This is a genomic window from Candidatus Streptomyces philanthi (assembly GCF_059553635.1).
In genome coordinates, this window is the sequence record NZ_JCANQV010000126.1 from 1 (window position 1) to 16,522 (window position 16,522).

At 70.7% G+C, this 16,522-nt stretch carries 12 protein-coding genes, 1 pseudogene and 2 CRISPR repeat arrays; of the genes and pseudogenes, 11 read left to right on the forward strand and 2 right to left on the reverse strand.

Features of this window, described 5'->3' with window-relative positions:
• The first annotated feature begins 24 nt into the window (after positions 1-24).
• A CRISPR array of direct repeats spans positions 25-906; the repeat unit is 28 nt; unit sequence GGACTACCCCCGCGGGTGCGGGGACGAC.
• Between the two features lie 137 nt (positions 907-1,043).
• The 8 genes from cas3 (at position 1,044) to cas2e (ending at position 11,221) form a co-directional block, all read left to right on the forward strand.
• A complete protein-coding gene (gene cas3 / locus AC51EU_RS16480; protein WP_496267708.1) occupies positions 1,044-3,938 on the forward strand; it encodes a CRISPR-associated helicase Cas3' in 2,895 nt (964 codons plus the stop codon).
• 285 nt (positions 3,939-4,223) lie between these two features.
• The gene (casA, locus tag AC51EU_RS16485) at positions 4,224-5,906 is read left to right on the forward strand and encodes a type I-E CRISPR-associated protein Cse1/CasA (protein WP_496267695.1); all 1,683 of its coding nucleotides are present in this window, start codon (positions 4,224-4,226) and stop codon (positions 5,904-5,906) included.
• Complete coding sequence (casB, locus tag AC51EU_RS16490) at positions 5,903-7,042, forward strand: type I-E CRISPR-associated protein Cse2/CasB (protein ID WP_496267696.1); 1,140 nt, start codon at positions 5,903-5,905, stop codon at positions 7,040-7,042. Before casA ends, casB begins: the two co-directional genes overlap by 4 nt.
• 102 nt (positions 7,043-7,144) lie before the next feature.
• Positions 7,145-8,308: a type I-E CRISPR-associated protein Cas7/Cse4/CasC gene (gene cas7e / locus AC51EU_RS16495; protein WP_496267697.1), complete on the forward strand. Its 1,164-nt coding sequence runs from the start codon at positions 7,145-7,147 to the stop codon at positions 8,306-8,308.
• Positions 8,305-9,096 carry a type I-E CRISPR-associated protein Cas5/CasD gene (cas5e, locus tag AC51EU_RS16500; RefSeq protein WP_496267698.1) on the forward strand — a complete coding sequence of 264 codons (792 nt, stop codon included), beginning with the start codon at positions 8,305-8,307 and terminating at the stop codon, positions 9,094-9,096. The genes cas7e and cas5e overlap by 4 nt, the downstream gene beginning before the upstream one ends.
• Before the next feature lie 4 nt (positions 9,097-9,100).
• A complete protein-coding gene (cas6e, locus tag AC51EU_RS16505) occupies positions 9,101-9,898 on the forward strand; it encodes a type I-E CRISPR-associated protein Cas6/Cse3/CasE (protein WP_496267699.1) in 798 nt (265 codons plus the stop codon).
• Positions 9,891-10,877, forward strand: a complete 987-nt coding sequence (cas1e, locus tag AC51EU_RS16510; RefSeq protein WP_496267700.1) for a type I-E CRISPR-associated endonuclease Cas1e — start codon at positions 9,891-9,893, stop codon at positions 10,875-10,877. The genes cas6e and cas1e overlap by 8 nt, the downstream gene beginning before the upstream one ends.
• Positions 10,874-11,221 carry a type I-E CRISPR-associated endoribonuclease Cas2e gene (gene cas2e, locus AC51EU_RS16515; RefSeq protein WP_496267702.1) on the forward strand — a complete coding sequence of 116 codons (348 nt, stop codon included), beginning with the start codon at positions 10,874-10,876 and terminating at the stop codon, positions 11,219-11,221. Before cas1e ends, cas2e begins: the two co-directional genes overlap by 4 nt.
• 21 nt (positions 11,222-11,242) lie before the next feature.
• A CRISPR array of direct repeats spans positions 11,243-12,185; the repeat unit is 28 nt; unit sequence GTCGTCCCCGCACCCGCGGGGGTAGTCC.
• 295 nt (positions 12,186-12,480) lie between these two features.
• On the opposite strand, the gene AC51EU_RS16520 is transcribed toward cas2e, so the two are convergent.
• Positions 12,481-12,891 carry a hypothetical protein gene (locus AC51EU_RS16520; protein WP_496267703.1) on the reverse strand — a complete coding sequence of 137 codons (411 nt, stop codon included), beginning with the start codon at positions 12,889-12,891 and terminating at the stop codon, positions 12,481-12,483.
• Between the two features lie 98 nt (positions 12,892-12,989).
• Here AC51EU_RS16520 and AC51EU_RS16525 point away from each other — a divergent pair.
• Both AC51EU_RS16525 and AC51EU_RS16530 read left to right on the forward strand, forming a co-directional pair.
• A pseudogene (locus AC51EU_RS16525) lies at positions 12,990-13,171 on the forward strand (NUDIX hydrolase); the annotation flags it as partial.
• Between the two features lie 352 nt (positions 13,172-13,523).
• Positions 13,524-14,690 (forward strand): serine hydrolase domain-containing protein, encoded by a 1,167-nt coding sequence (locus AC51EU_RS16530; protein ID WP_496267704.1) that lies wholly within the window; start codon positions 13,524-13,526, stop codon positions 14,688-14,690.
• Between the two features lie 242 nt (positions 14,691-14,932).
• Here AC51EU_RS16530 and AC51EU_RS16535 read toward each other — a convergent pair whose 3' ends face one another.
• Positions 14,933-15,190: a hypothetical protein gene (locus tag AC51EU_RS16535; protein WP_496267706.1), complete on the reverse strand. Its 258-nt coding sequence runs from the start codon at positions 15,188-15,190 to the stop codon at positions 14,933-14,935.
• Positions 15,191-15,490: 300 nt separating this feature from the next.
• Here AC51EU_RS16535 and AC51EU_RS16540 point away from each other — a divergent pair, with 300 nt between their 5' ends.
• Positions 15,491-16,285 (forward strand): 3-hydroxybutyrate dehydrogenase, encoded by a 795-nt coding sequence (locus AC51EU_RS16540; RefSeq protein ID WP_496267707.1) that lies wholly within the window; start codon positions 15,491-15,493, stop codon positions 16,283-16,285.
• The last annotated feature ends 237 nt before the right edge of the window (positions 16,286-16,522 follow it).

Consider the following 16,522-nt stretch of genomic DNA (forward strand, 5'->3'; position numbering starts at 1 on the left):
GGGGTGGGGAGGGGAGTGGGGAGGGGACTACCCCCGCGGGTGCGGGGACGACCGATGGTGGTAGCGGCGAGTACCGTCGCATGGAGGACTACCCCCGCGGGTGCGGGGACGACAGGTGCGACCAGCACGTGACCGCCGTGCAGGCAGGACTACCCCCGCGGGTGCGGGGACGACGGTCGTGCCCGTCGTCTCCGAAGCGCCAGACCGGGACTACCCCCGCGGGTGCGGGGACGACTGCCAGACGGTGACCCGCAGTGTCACGCGGGCGGGACTACCCCCGCGGGTGCGGGGACGACGCCGACGGCGGCCTGTGCGCCGTAGGTGACGGAGGACTACCCCCGCGGGTGCGGGGACGACGGGGGAAGCGGCACCCCTGCCGCGATTGCCCGCGGACTACCCCCGCGGGTGCGGGGACGACTGCGGGTCCGGTACCGGGTTGGGGTCACGCGGCGGACTACCCCCGCGGGTGCGGGGACGACGCGGGCCGCCGCTGGCGGGCCGCGAAGAAGGAGGGACTACCCCCGCGGGTGCGGGGACGACGCGACGCGGACACGGCGCAGCGAGGCATACAGCGGACTACCCCCGCGGGTGCGGGGACGACACACCCAGCAACTTGTTCAGGTGCTTTCCGCGCGGACTACCCCCGCGGGTGCGGGGACGACTCGTTCTCCTCCTCGTCGCCTCCGGCCACCTGCGGACTACCCCCGCGGGTGCGGGGACGACCCCCGCCCCCGCAGCGAACCAGGCACGTAGGCGGGACTACCCCCGCGGGTGCGGGGACGACCGGGCGTGGGCGGCCTGCGCGGTCATGCGGGGGGGACTACCCCCGCGGGTGCGGGGACGACACCGTCGAAGGCGACCGCAGTGCGGCGGGCCGCGGACTACCCCCGCGGGTGCGGGGACGACACTTCGTGACCTGCGCTGATGCTAGCGACGGGGCCGGTTTTCATTTAGCAGGATCGGCGGTCGGGGCATCCGGTGCAGGGCCAATGTCAGTGGGTGGCTTTAGGGTGCGGATCCACTGTACGGAGGGAGTTGCATTGGTGGAGAACATGCCGTCGGTTGTCGACCTGATGCGGGTGATGGGGCTGTCGGATGAGGCCGTCGCCAGGGTGTCGCGGTTATGGGGGAAGTCCGCGGCGCGGAACGGAGGACGGAGCCATCTGCTGCTCGGGCACTTGCTGGACACCGCTGCCGTGGCCGAGGTGATGTGGGAACGGTACGTGTCGGCCGCGTTCCGGGATCGGCTGGAGGAGATCAGCGGCGGGCGAGGGCGGCTGTGGTTCATGTGGATCTGCGGGATTCATGACTGCGGGAAGGCGTGTCCTGCTTTCCAGGCGTTGGACGCTGCCGAGGCTGCCCCGGTCAGGGCAGCGGGTTTGACGTGGGGGCGGTTGCCGGCGGAGCGGTGGCGGCATGACGTGGCGGGCGCGGCGTTGTTGCGGCCGAGGCTGGTCGCGGAGTGGGGGTGCGAGGAGAGCGCGGCGTGGGTGTGGCCGTTGGTGGCCGGTCATCATGGGACGTTTCCGTCCGTTGGTGGGCTGCGGCCGCCACGCCGGGCGGCCCAGGGGCGCGGGGCTGCGTGGGAGGAAGCGCAGAGGGCGGTTGTAGATGTGTTCACGCGGGCTGTCGGTTTCGAGGACTTGGCCGACGCGTGCCCGGTCGGCGCCTTGAACAGGGCGGAGCAGTTGGGGCTGTCCGGGCTGATCGTCATGGCGGACTGGATCGCCAGTGACAGCGAGCAGTTCGAGGGGCTCGCGGATGCGCGGAAGGTGTCCCTCGCTGGGGCCCGCCAGCGGGCCCACGCGGCGTGGCAGCGGCTCGGTCTGCGAGGCGGGTGGAACGAGCTCATGATTCCCGGGGAGCCTTATGCTCCGCTGACCGGGCGGCTGGGGGTGACGCCGAGGGCGTCGCAGCGGGAGCTGGTTGATCGGGCATGGTCGATGCCGGCGCCGGGTTTGCTGGTGGCGGAGGCGCCTATGGGGGAGGGGAAGACGAAGGCCGCTCTGGCGGCGGCCGAGGTGCTGGCGTCCCGGTTCGGTCTGGACGGTGTCTTCGTGGCGATGCCGACGCAGGCGACGAGTGATCCTATGTACGGGCAGGTTCTGGAGTGGGTGCGGTCGTTCGACCCAGAGCTGGAAGCGCAGGTCGCACTGCTGCACGGCAAGCGCCGCTTCAACCCGACGTGGCGGAAGATCTGGGAAGGCAAGCGGGAGGCCCCGGGCGGGGACGACGAGTCGGCGGGCTTGGACCCGTTCGACGTCTACGGGGCGACTGAGGAGGACGCCGAGTACGGCATGCCGTCCTGTGCGTCAGGCGGCAGCGGCGGCGTGCAGGAGGAGCGTGACGGTCCGGCGCTGTGGTTCCTGGGTAACAAGCGGGGTCTCCTGACGGCGTTCGCCGTCGGCACCGTGGATCACCTCCTGCACGCGGCGACTCGCACCCGGCATGTGATGCTGCGCTTCGCCGGACTGGTCGGCAAGGTCGTGATCGTGGACGAGGTGCACGCCGCCGACGTCTACATGCGGCAGTTCCTCCTGGAGGCGCTGCGCTGGCTCGGGCAGGCCAAGGTTCCGGTGGTTCTCCTGTCGGCGACGCTTCCGCCGGCGCAGCGGCAGGCGTTCGTCGATGCGTATCTGTCGGGTGCTCTGAGCAGGGCGGATGTGAGCTGTCCGGTGCCGGAGCCGGCCGGGTATCCGTGTGTGACCGCGGCGTATGCCCTCGATCAGGGGCCGGTGGCGGTGAGTTCGCCGGTGGCGGTGCCGGCGTGGCGTGCGTCGGTGCCGACGCGGATTGGCTGGCTGCCTGATATCGCCCTGGACGGGGCGCTGATCGCCTCGACGGTGAGGCAAGAGGTGGCTGACGGTGGTGTGGTGCTGGTGGTGGTCAACCAGGTCGACCGTGCCCAGGCTGTTCACCGGGCCTTGACGAGCGGTGGTTTCGACGGGGAGGTGCGGTTGCTGCACGGCCGGCTGTGCTCGGCCCACCGGGCGGAACGGACCGAGGAGTGCCTGGCGCTGCTGGGGCCAGAGAGCGGTGAGAAGCGGCCTGGGCGCATGGTAGTGATCGCCACGCAGCTCGCCGAGCAGTCGTTCGACGTGGACGCGGACCTGTTGATCACGGACCTTGCTCCCGTCGACCTGCTGCTGCAGCGCATCGGGCGGCTTCACCGGCACAGCGGGACCCGGCGGCCGGTCTCGTTCGCTCAACCGCGGGTTCTGGTGACGGGGGTGGTGGCCGGTGAGAGGGGGCAGCCGAGTTTCCTTCCTGCGTCGAAAAAAATCTATGGGGAGTGGGCGTTGCTGAGGGCAGCCGCCCTTGTCTCCGAAGTCGCGGGCCCGCTGGACGGGAGCGCCGTGCGCGAGGACGGGTGGAGCATCCCGGCCGATGTGCCTGGTCTGGTTGCCAGGGCCTACGGGGAGGCGGAGGTCTGCCCGCCGGAATGGGGTGAGACCGCGGCCTGGGAGGCGTGGCGGGCGAAGGAGGAGGAGCGGCAGGACAAGGCGGAGGAACTTCTGCTGACGCGCCCCCGTGAATGGGGGGCTCCGACCTTGGAGGGGCTCCACTACGCGGGCACCCGCGTGACATCCGAAGAGGAGCTGGACGCCGTGGTGCGGGACGGGGAGCAGTCCGTGGAGGTCGTGATCGTCCGGGCCTCGGGCGGCGGGTACCGGGCGATCGACGGGACCTGGATCGGCGTGCACGGTGAGGTAGATGACGAGACGGTGGTCAGCCGGCTTTTGGGCGGCACCGTGCGGTTGCCCGTCCATCTGACGGAGGCCGCGAAGGCGGACCTGGCTCCGCTGCCGGGGTGGGCCGGTCATCCCTGGCTCAGGTACGCACAGGCGCTTGTCCTGGGGGAAGACGGGACGGCCGTACTGGGCAAGGACCGGGTCTCGTACGACGACGTCCTGGGGCTGGTCGTCGAACGAGGTTGAACCGCCCGGGGCCGGGCCCGGAGGCTCCCCCATCACCCTGCGCCGCGGGGACGGTGTGAAGCGCTGGGCGGGAACGCCCCGGACTCCCGCGGAGGTACAGGGTCGCCGCTCGCACTGGCCGAGTATCGGCGCGCTCTGTTCGGGTCGCCCTGATTCGGTTGCAAACCATAGATGTTGCGTGGAAGTGTTGTGATTAACGAAGTAAGTCCCTTGCATCGAGGGAAAGTTGCTGCGCCGTTCCGCGTGTTCGGGAGACGCGCACGTGATTCATGGAGAGGAGTCGCCATGGATGCCGACGGAGATCTCGTCCGCGGAGCCTGGCTCACCACAGCCGACACCGACGGCGACGTCCACACGACCAGCCTGTTGGACGTGCTGGTAGGCGCGCACAAGGTTCGGCGGCTGGAGTTACCGGCGCCGACGATGCTGCCTGCGTTGCTGCGGCAGGTGTTCCTGCCGGTGGTCCTTGATGCCATTGGAGTGCCGCGCACGCGGCGGGAGTGGGCAGAGCGGTTCCGCCTCGGCCGGTTCTCGGACGCCGACGCAGAGCAGCTGACCGACTACCTCACGGTCCGCTACGGCGACCGTTTCCGGCTTTTTGATGACAAGCGTCCTTTCGCGCAGGTCGCCGGTTTGGAAGCGATCAACGGAGAGACGAAGTCGGCTGCGCAACTCGTGCCATCGATCGCCTCCGGCAACAACGTGCCACTGTTCAGCGGGGTCACTGAGGGCGACGAGCTGTTGTTGACGCCTGGTCAGGCGCTGCTGTGGCTGCTCCACACACACTGCTGGGACACGGCCTCCATCAAGACCGGAGCCGTCGGTGATCCGCAGGCGAAGAAGAGCAAGACCACTGGGAACCCGACGGGTCCTCTCGGCCAGCTCGGGGTGACCGTCCCAGTGGGCCGGAACGTGTTCGAGATGCTGATGCTGAACATGCCGGTGCTGCCCGCTGGCATGGACCGGGCGGACCGGCCCCAGTGGGCGTGGGACGAGCGCCCGGCCTCACGCGGATGGAAGTCGCCGGCGAGCCCGGAGTGGTCGCAGCGCCCGGCCGGCGGGCTGCTGGACCTGCTCACCTTCCAGGCCCGCCGCATCCGGCTGATCCCGGTCGGGACAGAACAGGGGCCCCGTGTACATCGAGTGGTTGTCTCCGCCGGTGACCGGCTCACCCGGACGCCGATAGACGACCCGCACACAGCGTGGTCCCACACCTCGAAGCCGAAGGCGGGGCAACCCCGGCAGCGTCCCCGCCGCCATGCCTCCGGGCGTTCGGCCTGGCAGGGGCTCGGCACGCTGCTGGCGATGGCGCTGCCCACCGAGGGCGACGGCCCCTACACTTCTGTTCTCCTTCGGCAGGTCGGCGCTCTGCGCGCCGAGCATCTCCTGCCCGCTGATTACCCGTTGGGCGTGGAGATCTGCGGTCTCGAATACGGCACCCAGTCCGCCGTCGTCGAGAACGCCATCGGCGACAGCCTGCCGCTCCCGGTGGCCGCTCTGCTCGCCGAGGACGACTGGCTGCGTGCCGCGATCCTGGAGTGTGTGAGCCAGGCGGACCAGGTCGGCCGCGCTCTGGACAACCTCAACAACGATCTGCGGCGGGCCTCCGGCGGCGATCCGCTGCAGCGGGACAAGGGCCAGCGCCCCTCCTCCCGGCTCCTGCACAGTCTCGACACCACGATGCGCCGCCTGCTCGCCGGTATGCGCACCGTCGGTGAGGACGATGACCTGTTGGAGCGTGCCCAGGTGGCCTGGGAGCTGTCCGTTCGTGCGGCGGCCGTCCGGGAGGCCGAGGCGCTCCTTGCCGCCGCGCCGCCACGTGCGGTGGTAGGACGCGTGGAGAAGAGCAACGGCAAGGAGGTCGTGTACCGGAGCGGCAAGGCCGCCGGCCTCTTCTACAAGAAACTCGCCGAGATCCTGACCCGGCTCTCCGGGGACGGCTCGGACAACGGGGAGGCAGCGGCATGAGCACGGCCACCGGGAGGACACGCAAGGTCCTGCGCGCCTACTTCTGGGAGGAAGCCGCCGCCGACTGGCGCACCCACGTCCAGGCGGGCCGCCCCGGCTTCTCGGAGCACATCACGCGAAAGCTGCGCGGCCTGCGCGACGGCATCAACGGCGAGCCGGGCACTCTTCCCGCCATGCAGGGCGCCCACCGCGTACGACTGACCGACGTCGCCCGGGAATCGGACCTGCTGCCCGACCTCTACGTCGCCGAGCACGCCGCCCTGGCCCTCTTCGGCCGGCACCAGCAAGCAGCCGCCGAACCCGCCCATCGTCCGGGGACCGGCCTGGGCACGGCCTGCGGGGAACTGCCCCGGGCTGAAACGCTCTCGGAAAATGCTGTGGAGAAACGGCTGATGGCTGCCGCCACCGCACAGGATCTCCATGAGCTCGTCCAGCATCTGTACCGGGTCGTACCGCTGCTGGGGCAGGCCGGCGTCGGCCTCGACTACACCCGGCTGCTGTACGACCTTGCCGCCTGGCAGAGCCCGCGCCGGGACCGGGTCCTGCGATCCTGGGGGCTGCAGTACACCGACCTGCCCGCCGCTGATGACGCCGACGCCGCGCCGTACTGGGCCCGCTTCACACCGGACCGGCCGGAAAGTGCCGCCCACCTCGCGGCGCTGCGATCAGGCACGGGCCGTGAGGCAGGCGCTGTCCCCGCGATGTGGCCGCACTACCGGACCCGCATGTCCTCCGACCTGCGGGACAAGGGTGCCCTCACCCGGGACTTGATCGCCGAGCACGTCGCACTCACGCTCTTCGGACGGCACCAGCAGGGCCACCGCCGGAGCATGCACGTCCCCGGAAACAGCCCCGGCACCGCCGCGCGCCTGCTGCTGGCGAAGAACGGCGGAGGGGAGGAAGCGCTGGAACGCCGGTTCGGTGCCCTGCTCACCTCGATCGACACCGGCGAGCTGGCGATGCACCTGCGGGGATTGGTCACCCTGCTCTCCCGCGCCGGAATCGGCCTTGACTACGACCTGCTGCGTACCGCTCTGCGAACCTGGGACGACCCCAAGCACCCGGACGAACAGGGCCGTTTCCGCAACCGCTGGGACCGTGACTTCCGCGTCGCCCCCAAGCCCAAGAACTCCTGACGCCGGCGCCGGAGAACGGATTCCGGCCCAGCGCCGCACCACTTTCCTTCTTCAGACCGCGTCGCCGTCCGGCGATACCTCATGTCACCGAGGAGCCCTTTCATGACTGAGCCCACCCTGTTCGTCGAGGTCCACATCCTGCAGAGCCTGCCCCCGTCCAACGCCAACAGGGACGACTCGGGGACTCCGAAGCAGGCCGTTTACGGTGGTGCCCGCCGTGCCCGGGTCTCTTCCCAGGCGTGGAAGCGGGCCACCCGCACCGAGTTCGCCAAGGCGGTCGAGCCGGCCGACCGTGCGACCCGGACCAAGCGGATCGCCGCCCTGCTCGCCGAGCGCCTCGCCCGGCCGACCGCCGAGGGCGGCACGGGACTCGACGCCGCCCAGGCCGAGCGTCTGGCCGCTGCCCTGCTGGAGCCCCTGAAGATCAGCAAGTCGTCCAAGAACGGAGACCAGTCCGCCTACCTCCTCTTCTTCGGCAAGCGCCAGCTCGACGACCTCGTCAAACTGCTCAACGGCCGTGCCGCGGAACTGGCCGCCCTGTCCGACGCGGACCTCAAGACCGAGGTCGACGAGCTTCCGGTGGTCGCCACCCTCACGACCGGACACCCGGCGGAGGTCGCGCTCTTCGGCCGCATGGTCGCCGACCTGCCCGCCCTCAATGTGGACGCCGCCGTCCAGGTCGCACACGCCCTGTCCACCCACGCCGTGCGCACCGAGTTCGACTACTACACCGCGGTGGACGACGAGAACACCGAGGACCACGGCGCGGGCATGATCGGTACCGTCGAGTTCAACTCGTCCACCCTGTACCGCTACGCGGTCCTCGGCGTCCACCAGCTGCATGAGAACCTCAGTTCCGCCGAGGACACGCGCGACACGGCCGTCCGGTTCGTCGACGCCTTCACCCGCTCCATGCCCACCGGCCACCAGAACTCCTTCGCCCACCGCACCCTCCCCCACCTCGTGCTTCTCACCCTGCGCACCGACCAGCCGGTGAACCTGGTCTCCGCCTACGAGAAGCCCGTGGTGGGCGTCAGCGGCCTGGCGGCCGAATCCGCCGTCCGCCTGGCGGGTGAACTGACGTCCGTCGCCGCCACCTGGGGCGCCGAACCGGCCACAGTCCTGGCCGCCTACAACACCGATGCCGACAAGCTCGCCGAGGCGTTCGGTCCGTCCGTCGCCTTCCCGAAGCTGCTCGACTCGCTCGGTGAACTGGTCGGGCAGTGGCTGGCCGGCGGCGAGATCACCAAGGCCGGCGCGCGATGACCGAGCACGCCGTCCTCGTCCTCAGACTGGCCGCGCCCCTGCAGTCCTGGGGCGGCCCCTCCCGCTACAACCGGCGCGAGACCCGGACCCAGCCCACCAAATCCGGCGTCCTCGGCCTCCTCGCGGCCGCCGAGGGCCGCTCCCGCGAAGCCTCACTCACCGACCTCCTCGACCTCCGGCTCGGCGTACGCGTCGACCAGCCCGGCTCGCTGCTGAGGGACTACCACACCTTCAGCGACCACCGGGGCATGCCACTGCCGTCCGCCAAAGTGAACGCCAAGGGTGTGCAGACGAAGACCAGCCCGGCCAAATACACCGGCGTCACCCAGCGCTTCTACCTCCAGGACGCCGTCTTCGTCGCCGCGCTACGCGGCCCGGCCCCCCTCCTGGAGCGCCTGGAACACGCGGTACGTCACCCCGTCCACCCCCTTTCCCTCGGACGTCGCTCCTGCCCGCCCACCGGACAGGTCAGCCTCGGACTACAGGCCGATGCCGAACTCCCCGAGGCCCTGGCGGCCGTGCCGTGGAAGGCATCCGACCACCGCCGGCGCCAGGCCCGGGGGACGGAGGTGACCCTGGAGGCCACCGTGGAGGACCCCGGGGGCGACCAGGTTGCCGTTGACGTCCCCGACACCTACGACCTCAAGACCGGCACGCACTTCGGACGCCGTGCCGTGCGGCATCTGTGGATCTCCGTTCCCACCGGCCTGCAAGCAACGGAACCAGCCGACGGAAAAGCCCCTCCGGCCCATCCCGATCACGACCCCTTCGCCCTTCTGGGCTGGTGACCCGATGCCCTACCTGTCGAAAATCGCCCTGAACCCGCGCCGCCGCCAGGCGGTCGCCCTCCTGTCCAACCCCCACCGCCTGCACGCGGCGGTCCTCGCCGGTCTCGCCGTGCAGCCCGTCACCGAGCGCGTCCTGTGGCGCAACGAGAACCACACTCCCTACCGCGCCGAGATCCTCGTCCTCACCGACAGCCGGCCCTCCTGGCAGCATCTCGTCGACGAAGCCGGCTGGCCCGGCGCCGACGGCGGCGAACCGCTCATCGCCGACTACACACCACTCCTTGAACGCATCGCACGCGGAAGGGAATTCCGCTTCCGCCTGACCGCCAACCCCGTCCAGACCATGTCCCGCCCCGCAAAGCCCAGCGAGCAGCAGACCGCCCGCCTCAAGGCCCACGCGCAGCGGCCCGACGCCGCCGACCGCCGCCCGCGTGGCTTCCGCGTCCCTCACCGAACCGCGGCCCAGCAACTCGGCTGGCTCCTCGATCGGGCCGAACGCCACGGCTTCACCATCCCCGAGGCATCTTCCGACGCACCGGCCCCGGGGATCACGACGGACGGCTCGCTCACCTGCGGCCCTGACGTGTCACTCGTCAGCCGCGACATCCTGCGTTTCAGCAAGCACCGCAACGGGCCGAGGATCACCCTCTCCACGGCCACGTTCGAAGGACGGCTGAGGGTCACCGACCCCGACGCCCTGCGCGCGGCACTGCTGGGAGGCATCGGGCCGGCCAAGGGATACGGCCAGGGCCTGCTCACCCTGGCCCCGGTGACGGCGGAGGCGGCGGTGACGCATGCCTGAGCCATGGTGGCGGGCCGGTCCGCAAGAAGTGCACAGGCTGGAGGACCGCGTCTCCAGCCTCTACGCCGAGCGCTGCCACATCGACCGCGACGACAACGCCATCGTCCTGGTCAACAAAGCCCGCGTGGTACACGTACCGGCGGCCTGGCTCGCCGTCCTCCTCATCGGCCCCGGAAGCCGCATCACCCACGCAGCCGTCACACTGCTCGCCGACTCCGGCACCTCCCTGTGCTGGGTCGGCGAACACGGCGTCCGCCTCTACGCCTCCGGCCACGGCGTCGCACGCGGCTCCCAGCTCCAGCTACGGCAGGCATGGCTGGTCACCCGCCCCAAGGAACGCGTAGCCGTTGCCCGCCGCATGTACGACATGCGTTTCCCGGGCGAAGACACCACGCGCCTTACCCTCCAGCAACTACGAGGACGGGAAGGCACACGCGTACGCCGGCTCTACGCCCACCACTCCGAACGCACCGGAGTGCCCTGGACCAAACGCGACTACAAACCCGCAGACGCCTTCGCAGCGGGCGACGACGTCAACCGCCTGCTGTCCGCGGCGAACTCCGCCCTCTACGGCATCTGCCACGCCGTCATCACCGGCATCGGCGCCAGCCCGGCCCTCGGCTTCGTCCACACAGGCTCCGCACTCTCCTTCGTCCTGGACATCGCCGACCTCTACAAGGCCGAGTTCACCATCCCCCTGGCCTTCGACCTCGCGGCCAAGGGACTGACCTCGGAACGCGACGCACGCACAGCTCTCCGCGACGCCGCGGTCCACGGCAAACTCCTGCCCCGCATCGTGACGGACATCAAGAACCTGCTGCTCCCGGAAGGCACCACCCTGCTGGAGGAAGACCTGGGAGGGCTATGGGACGACGGGGACAACGTCGTCAGCGGTGGCCGCAACTGGGAGACGGCTCCCTTCGGTGCCGACAGTCATCTGGATGTCATCCCGGGCCAGGGCGGGAGCGCGGCTCCATGAGCGTCCCGACGACAGTGGTGGTCCTCATCGCCGCCCCTCCCGGCCTCCGAGGACACCTGACCCGCTGGTTCATCGAAGCCGCCCCCGGCGTCTTCGTCGGCAGCCCCAACGCCCGCATCCGCGACGGACTGTGGAAAGTCCTGGCCGACCGCATCCGCGACAGCCAAGCAGTAATGATCGAACCCGCCCGAACCGAACAGGGCTGGACTGTCCGCACAGCCGGCCAGGACCGTTGGACCCCCACCGACTTCGACGGCCTCACCCTCATGTCCAGACCGAGGAAGAGCGCCGGACAACCGTGGAAAGCCACGAATCATGTAAAGGAAAACGGCGTGATCACGTGACAAAAGCCCAGGTCAGCAAGTGTCGTCCCCGCACCCGCGGGGGTAGTCCGAACGAGCGTCGGGCGGAGCGGGTGGCGCACGAGTCGTCCCCGCACCCGCGGGGGTAGTCCTCGCTCTGCAGCTGGGCCTGCTGCCCGCACCGGGTCGTCCCCGCACCCGCGGGGGTAGTCCTTTCGCGAGCCACCCGTAGGCCACCCACTTACCGTCGTCCCCGCACCCGCGGGGGTAGTCCGGACGCGCGGTCGTTGACGCCGTGGCGTCCGGCGTCGTCCCCGCACCCGCGGGGGTAGTCCCACGGTGATGCGGGGACGCTCCGGGCTGATCTTGTCGTCCCCGCACCCGCGGGGGTAGTCCGTCACGTGACGATGCAGTGTCACCGGTCCCCCGGTCGTCCCCGCACCCGCGGGGGTAGTCCGGCGTCCTACCGGGAGGACTTCGCGGACGAGGGGTCGTCCCCGCACCCGCGGGGGTAGTCCCCAGGTCCGGCAACTCGGCGAGGCACGCACCACGTCGTCCCCGCACCCGCGGGGGTAGTCCCGGTCCTCCCTGCCCTCGCCCCACGCTCACGAGGTCGTCCCCGCACCCGCGGGGGTAGTCCCTTGCCCTCGGCGACCAGTGGGCCGGGTTCCGGGTCGTCCCCGCACCCGCGGGGGTAGTCCCGCCATGTCGACCACCAATGGCAGCACCGGCGCGTCGTCCCCGCACCCGCGGGGGTAGTCCCTACGCGGACCGCGGCGGGCAACGCCGGTTCGCGTCGTCCCCGCACCCGCGGGGGTAGTCCGTCGACATCTTCACGAACCTGATCGCGGAGGAGGTCGTCCCCGCACCCGCGGGGGTAGTCCCAGCAGCCAGGCGTACAAGCGAGCACCGAAGCCGTCGTCCCCGCACCCGCGGGGGTAGTCCTGCGTCGATGTTCGCGAACAGCTCTTCCTCGGAGTCGTCCCCGCACCCGCGGGGTAGTCCCCCTGCACGGCGGCGAGTGGGCCGCAGGCTCCCCGAATGATGAAGCCGACGTTCTGAAGCCGTTGGTCGGGGATCGACCACCCACGTGCATCAACCAGGGCCGCCACCGCGACGCAACGTTCTTGCGGCTCCGTTAATCGCGCAATCCTCTGGCAGCGCGGGGCTGTGCGCCATGCGGCCTCCGCCGCGTCCTGCTGGTGCCGTTGCACGACAGCTTCCTTCCTGAACATGATGTCCCGTAGCCGCCGAGCCGGAGTCCTGCATGGCGGCTACGGGACATCACCTACGAAATGAGATCACCACAGCGAGGTGGAAACAGCGGCGGCCGTGGGTCTTGGGCCCGTCCCTTCTTCCTTGTGGAGGGCTGCGACCAGTTCACCGAGCCGGTCATTGCTGATCGGTACGTGAGCCCGGACGGCATCCTTGACCGCGTCGCGGCTGACCCGTCCGGCCTGGTGGGCTGCTTCCCGAGCGATGGGCAGCACATCCCGCATCCACGCGTCCGTGGCGTCCCGGGCTTCCAGCACGTCGTCCTTGTCCGGGACGGAAGCATCGTTCGGCTCCGGGCCGACGCCGCTTGCCTCCTGAACCGATGGTTCGGCAGCCGCTGGACCGGCAGGGGGAGTGGCATCGTCCGGCACGGGGGTGTCGCCCGGAAGGGCCGGTCCGTGTGATTCGTCCGCATCGACCCGGCTTGCGGACGGCATGCTCTCCGTGTCCGCGGGGTGGACCGGACCAGGCGAACTCACCGGCTCCCGTGCCTTGCAGGTGTGGAGAGAAGTGCATGCGGTTCATGGACACCTGCCTCCTGTGCCGCGCCGTCGGCGGCGAGGCGCGGGTCAACGACGACGAGTCGCTGGAGGTCGGCCGGTTCCCCTGGTCGCCCTCCCGGACTTGGAGGACTTCGCACTGAACCGGATCAAGCGCGCGCTGGAGGAGGGGCCGGCGTGGTTCCAGGGGGCGGGGGAGCTGCCGCAGGCCCCGTGAGCGGGAACCGCCGCTCCCGGCCCGCTGAGTCCCGGCGCGCCCCGGCGTGTCCCGCACCGGGACTCCGTGGAAACTCCCTGGACCGAGGGCATGGCCACGGGGATGGCACGTCGTCCCCGGCGGACGTCGACGACTCTCCGTAACCCTTGCGGGAACTTCTTGCGGCCGACCGGCCCCACCCGGGTCCCGGCAACGTGGGGCAGGGTCCCGCCGTGCACGGACCGGGCGAGGGACAGGACGGTGAGGTAGGGGCAGCCCCCGTATGAACCGGGTGCAGGCAGGATGGGCGACCCGGTGCGACGGCCCGCATGCTGGGCAGGAACGGCGCAGGCGACAGAAGCAGGAGCAACCGGTGAACGCATGTGCGCGGGCCGCGGCACTGTGGGCGGGGATGTGTGTGGTGGCGGTAGCGGGGGTCTTCCCGGCGGCCGCGGCGGAGCGTGCGGCGGCCTCGCCGCCCGCCGCCCTCAAGGAGGCCGTCGAGCAGACGGTCGCGGACGGATTCCCGGGTGTCGTGGCGTATGCCAGGCACGGGGAGCGGGAGTCACGCGTGGCGGCCGGACTCGCGAACACGGCGAGCGGCGAGCGGGCCCGGCCGGACCAGCGCTTCCGGATTGCCAGTAACACCAAGGTCTTTGTGTCGACGGTGCTCCTGCGGCTGGAGGGCGAAGGACGGCTCTCGCTCGACGACAGCGTGGAGAAATGGCTGCCCGGCGTGGTGCAGGGAAACGGCAACGACGGGCGCGCCATCACCGTCCGGCAACTGCTCAACCACACCTCGGGCATCTACGACCCCACCACCGAGCCGGAGTTCTTCGCCCCCTACCTGGAGCGCCACGAGTGGGGCTACGTCTACACCCCTCGCGAGGTGATCGCCCGCGCCGTCCGGCACGAGCCGCACTTCGCCCCCGGCAGCGGCTGGAAGTACTCGAACACCAATTACCTGCTCGCCGGTCTGGTGATCGAGGCCGTCACACGGCACAGCGCGCCCTCCGAAATTCATCGGCGGATTCTCGCCCCGCTCGGCCTGAAGGACACCTCCTTCCCGCTGACCGACCCAGCCATTCACGGCCCTCATCTGCACGGTTACGACCTCACGGGACGCGATGTGACCCGGTTCAGCCCGTCGTACGACTGGACCGCCGGCGCCATGATCTCCACGGTCGACGACCTGGCCCGTTTCCACCGGGCACTGTTCACCGGCAAGCTGCTGCGCCCCGCCCAGCAGCGGGAACTCCTGACCACGGTGCAGTTCCCCGACGCGCCGGCGTACGGGCTCGGCGTGCAGCGCATGGACGTGCGGTGCGGCTCGGAGCCGGACACCAAGGCGATCAGTGCCTGGGAGACCGACGGCGGCGGCCCCGGATTCACCAGTGTGTCCTTCACCACCGCCGACGGCGAGCGGCAGCTGGTCCTCGTCGGCAACGTCTACGACCTCGGCGCGGAGCTGGAGGAGAAGCGGCCCGTTCCGGCGAGCGCGGGAATGACGAATGTTCAGGTGGCCGCCCTGTGCGACTGACGTGGCGTCACGCCATCGCGGGTGACGCCGGCCAGACCCGCGTCCGCGGCTTCTCGGAGCGCTTGGGGATGACCTGGAGGACCAGGTGCGCCTCCGTTCGTTCGAGGGGGCCGGCAGCCGGCCTCGTCGGCAACGGGAACACCGCCGTAGGCCGGTGCGAGCTTGTCCGCCAGCCGCCCTGCGGCACCGGACGGTTCGCGGCGGGCGCGGATGCGGCGCTCGGGCAGGCACCGCGTTCGGCCTCAGCCGAAGGCGGCCAGGAGGCGGACCAGGTGGAGCACGGCCAGACCGCCGCCGGCCAGGTCGACGGCGCACTTGACACGGTTGGCCCGTTTGGCCAGGCCGAGAATCCCGAAGGTGACGGCAAGGCTGCCACCCAGCAGCGGGACCCCGATGCCGGCGTAGCCCATGAACACCACGGAGACCAGGGCCACAAGACCGAGGACGAGAGAGGTGTTCCCGTAGAGGGACGCCGGGCTGTCCGTGGCTTCGGTGCTCATGTCGCGTTCCCCGATATCAGTCGTCACCGGTGAGCACGAAGACACTCCGGGTGCGGGGCGCATCCCCCGCGTACCCATGATGGCGGGGCGGCCTCAGGGGTGCGAAACCCGCTGCACGGCCCAGCCGCAAGGGACCGCAGCCGTAATCGGTCCCGTTGCGGCGAAATGGCGAGGCGTGGCACACCGCGTCGCGTCGTCCGGAACGGCGGACTGCCTGAGCCCGACCGTGACGCTGGTCCCGGGAAGGGCTGTCCCGTGCGACCAGGGGCGGTGGCTCCCCGCAGGGCCTAAGGTGCGGTCATGACCATGATGGGTACTCCTGGTTCCGTGTCCCTCGACCTCCGTGGCCGTACCGCCCTCGTCACCGGGGCGGCCGGCGGCATCGGGCGGGCCTGCGCCCTGCGGCTGGCCGCGGCCGGCGCCACCGTGCGTGCCGTGGACCGCGACGCTGCCGGCCTGGACGGCCTTGCCGCCGGTCTCCCCGGTGACGCTCCCGGTGCCGTTGAGCCGCGCCCGCTCGACCTCACCGACCTCGACGCCGCCGAGGAGGCCGCCGCTGGGTGCGACGTGCTGGTGAACAATGCGGGCATCCAACTGGTGCGGCCCCTGGAGGAGTTCCCTCCCGAGGCGTTCCACGAGGTGCTGACGGTGATGCTGGAGGCCCCGTTCCGTCTGATACGCGGGGCGCTGCCGCACATGTACGCGGGCGGCTGGGGCCGGATCGTCAACATCTCGTCCGTGCACGGGTTGCGGGCCTCGCCGTTCAAGTCCGCGTACGTGGCGGCCAAGCACGGGCTGGAGGGGCTGTCGAAGACCGCCGCGTTGGAGGGTGCCGCGCACGGCGTGACCTCGAACTGCGTCAATCCCGGCTATGTCCGCACCCCCCTTGTCGAGCGCCAGATCGCCGATCAGGCCGCCGCGCACGGCATCCCGGAGGAACGGGTCGTCACCGACGTCCTCCTCGCCGACTCCGCCCTCAAACGCCTCCTGGAACCCGAGGAGGTCGCCGAGGCCGTCGCCTACCTCTGCACCCCGCAGGCATCCTTCGTCACCGGGGCCTCACTGCCGCTGGACGGCGGGTGGACGGCGCACTGAGCGGGGGCGCGGCCCGTGTGACATGACCGGGGCCCGGCGGCACCGGCCCCGGGCCGCCCGGCCCCGCCGTCGCGCCTCGTCATGACGCCGTAAAGAAGCGGCGGCCGCGCGTACCGGCGGCGTCAAGGGCCGGATCACGGCAGGTCCGGGGCGTGCAGCCTGTCCTCAGGGTTCCCCTCAGGAGGCGTTCGCGATGACCACCGTGCACCGGCCGGCACCCCTGCCGCACCCGCGGCT

What these genes read in the sequence shown, in the direction of transcription:
- casA (WP_496267695.1), top strand. Translation starts at nt 4,224, where the DNA reads ATGGATGCCGACGGAGATCTCGTCCGCGGAGCCTGGCTCACCACAGCC.
- casB (WP_496267696.1), top strand. Translation starts at nt 5,903, where the DNA reads ATGAGCACGGCCACCGGGAGGACACGCAAGGTCCTGCGCGCCTACTTC.
- cas7e (WP_496267697.1), top strand. Translation starts at nt 7,145, where the DNA reads ATGACTGAGCCCACCCTGTTCGTCGAGGTCCACATCCTGCAGAGCCTG.
- cas5e (WP_496267698.1), top strand. Translation starts at nt 8,305, where the DNA reads ATGACCGAGCACGCCGTCCTCGTCCTCAGACTGGCCGCGCCCCTGCAG.
- cas6e (WP_496267699.1), top strand. Translation starts at nt 9,101, where the DNA reads ATGCCCTACCTGTCGAAAATCGCCCTGAACCCGCGCCGCCGCCAGGCG.
- cas1e (WP_496267700.1), top strand. Translation starts at nt 9,891, where the DNA reads ATGCCTGAGCCATGGTGGCGGGCCGGTCCGCAAGAAGTGCACAGGCTG.
- cas2e (WP_496267702.1), top strand. Translation starts at nt 10,874, where the DNA reads ATGAGCGTCCCGACGACAGTGGTGGTCCTCATCGCCGCCCCTCCCGGC.
- AC51EU_RS16520 (WP_496267703.1), bottom strand. Translation starts at nt 12,891, where the DNA reads ATGCCGTCCGCAAGCCGGGTCGATGCGGACGAATCACACGGACCGGCC.
- AC51EU_RS16535 (WP_496267706.1), bottom strand. Translation starts at nt 15,190, where the DNA reads ATGAGCACCGAAGCCACGGACAGCCCGGCGTCCCTCTACGGGAACACC.
- AC51EU_RS16540 (WP_496267707.1), top strand. Translation starts at nt 15,491, where the DNA reads ATGACCATGATGGGTACTCCTGGTTCCGTGTCCCTCGACCTCCGTGGC.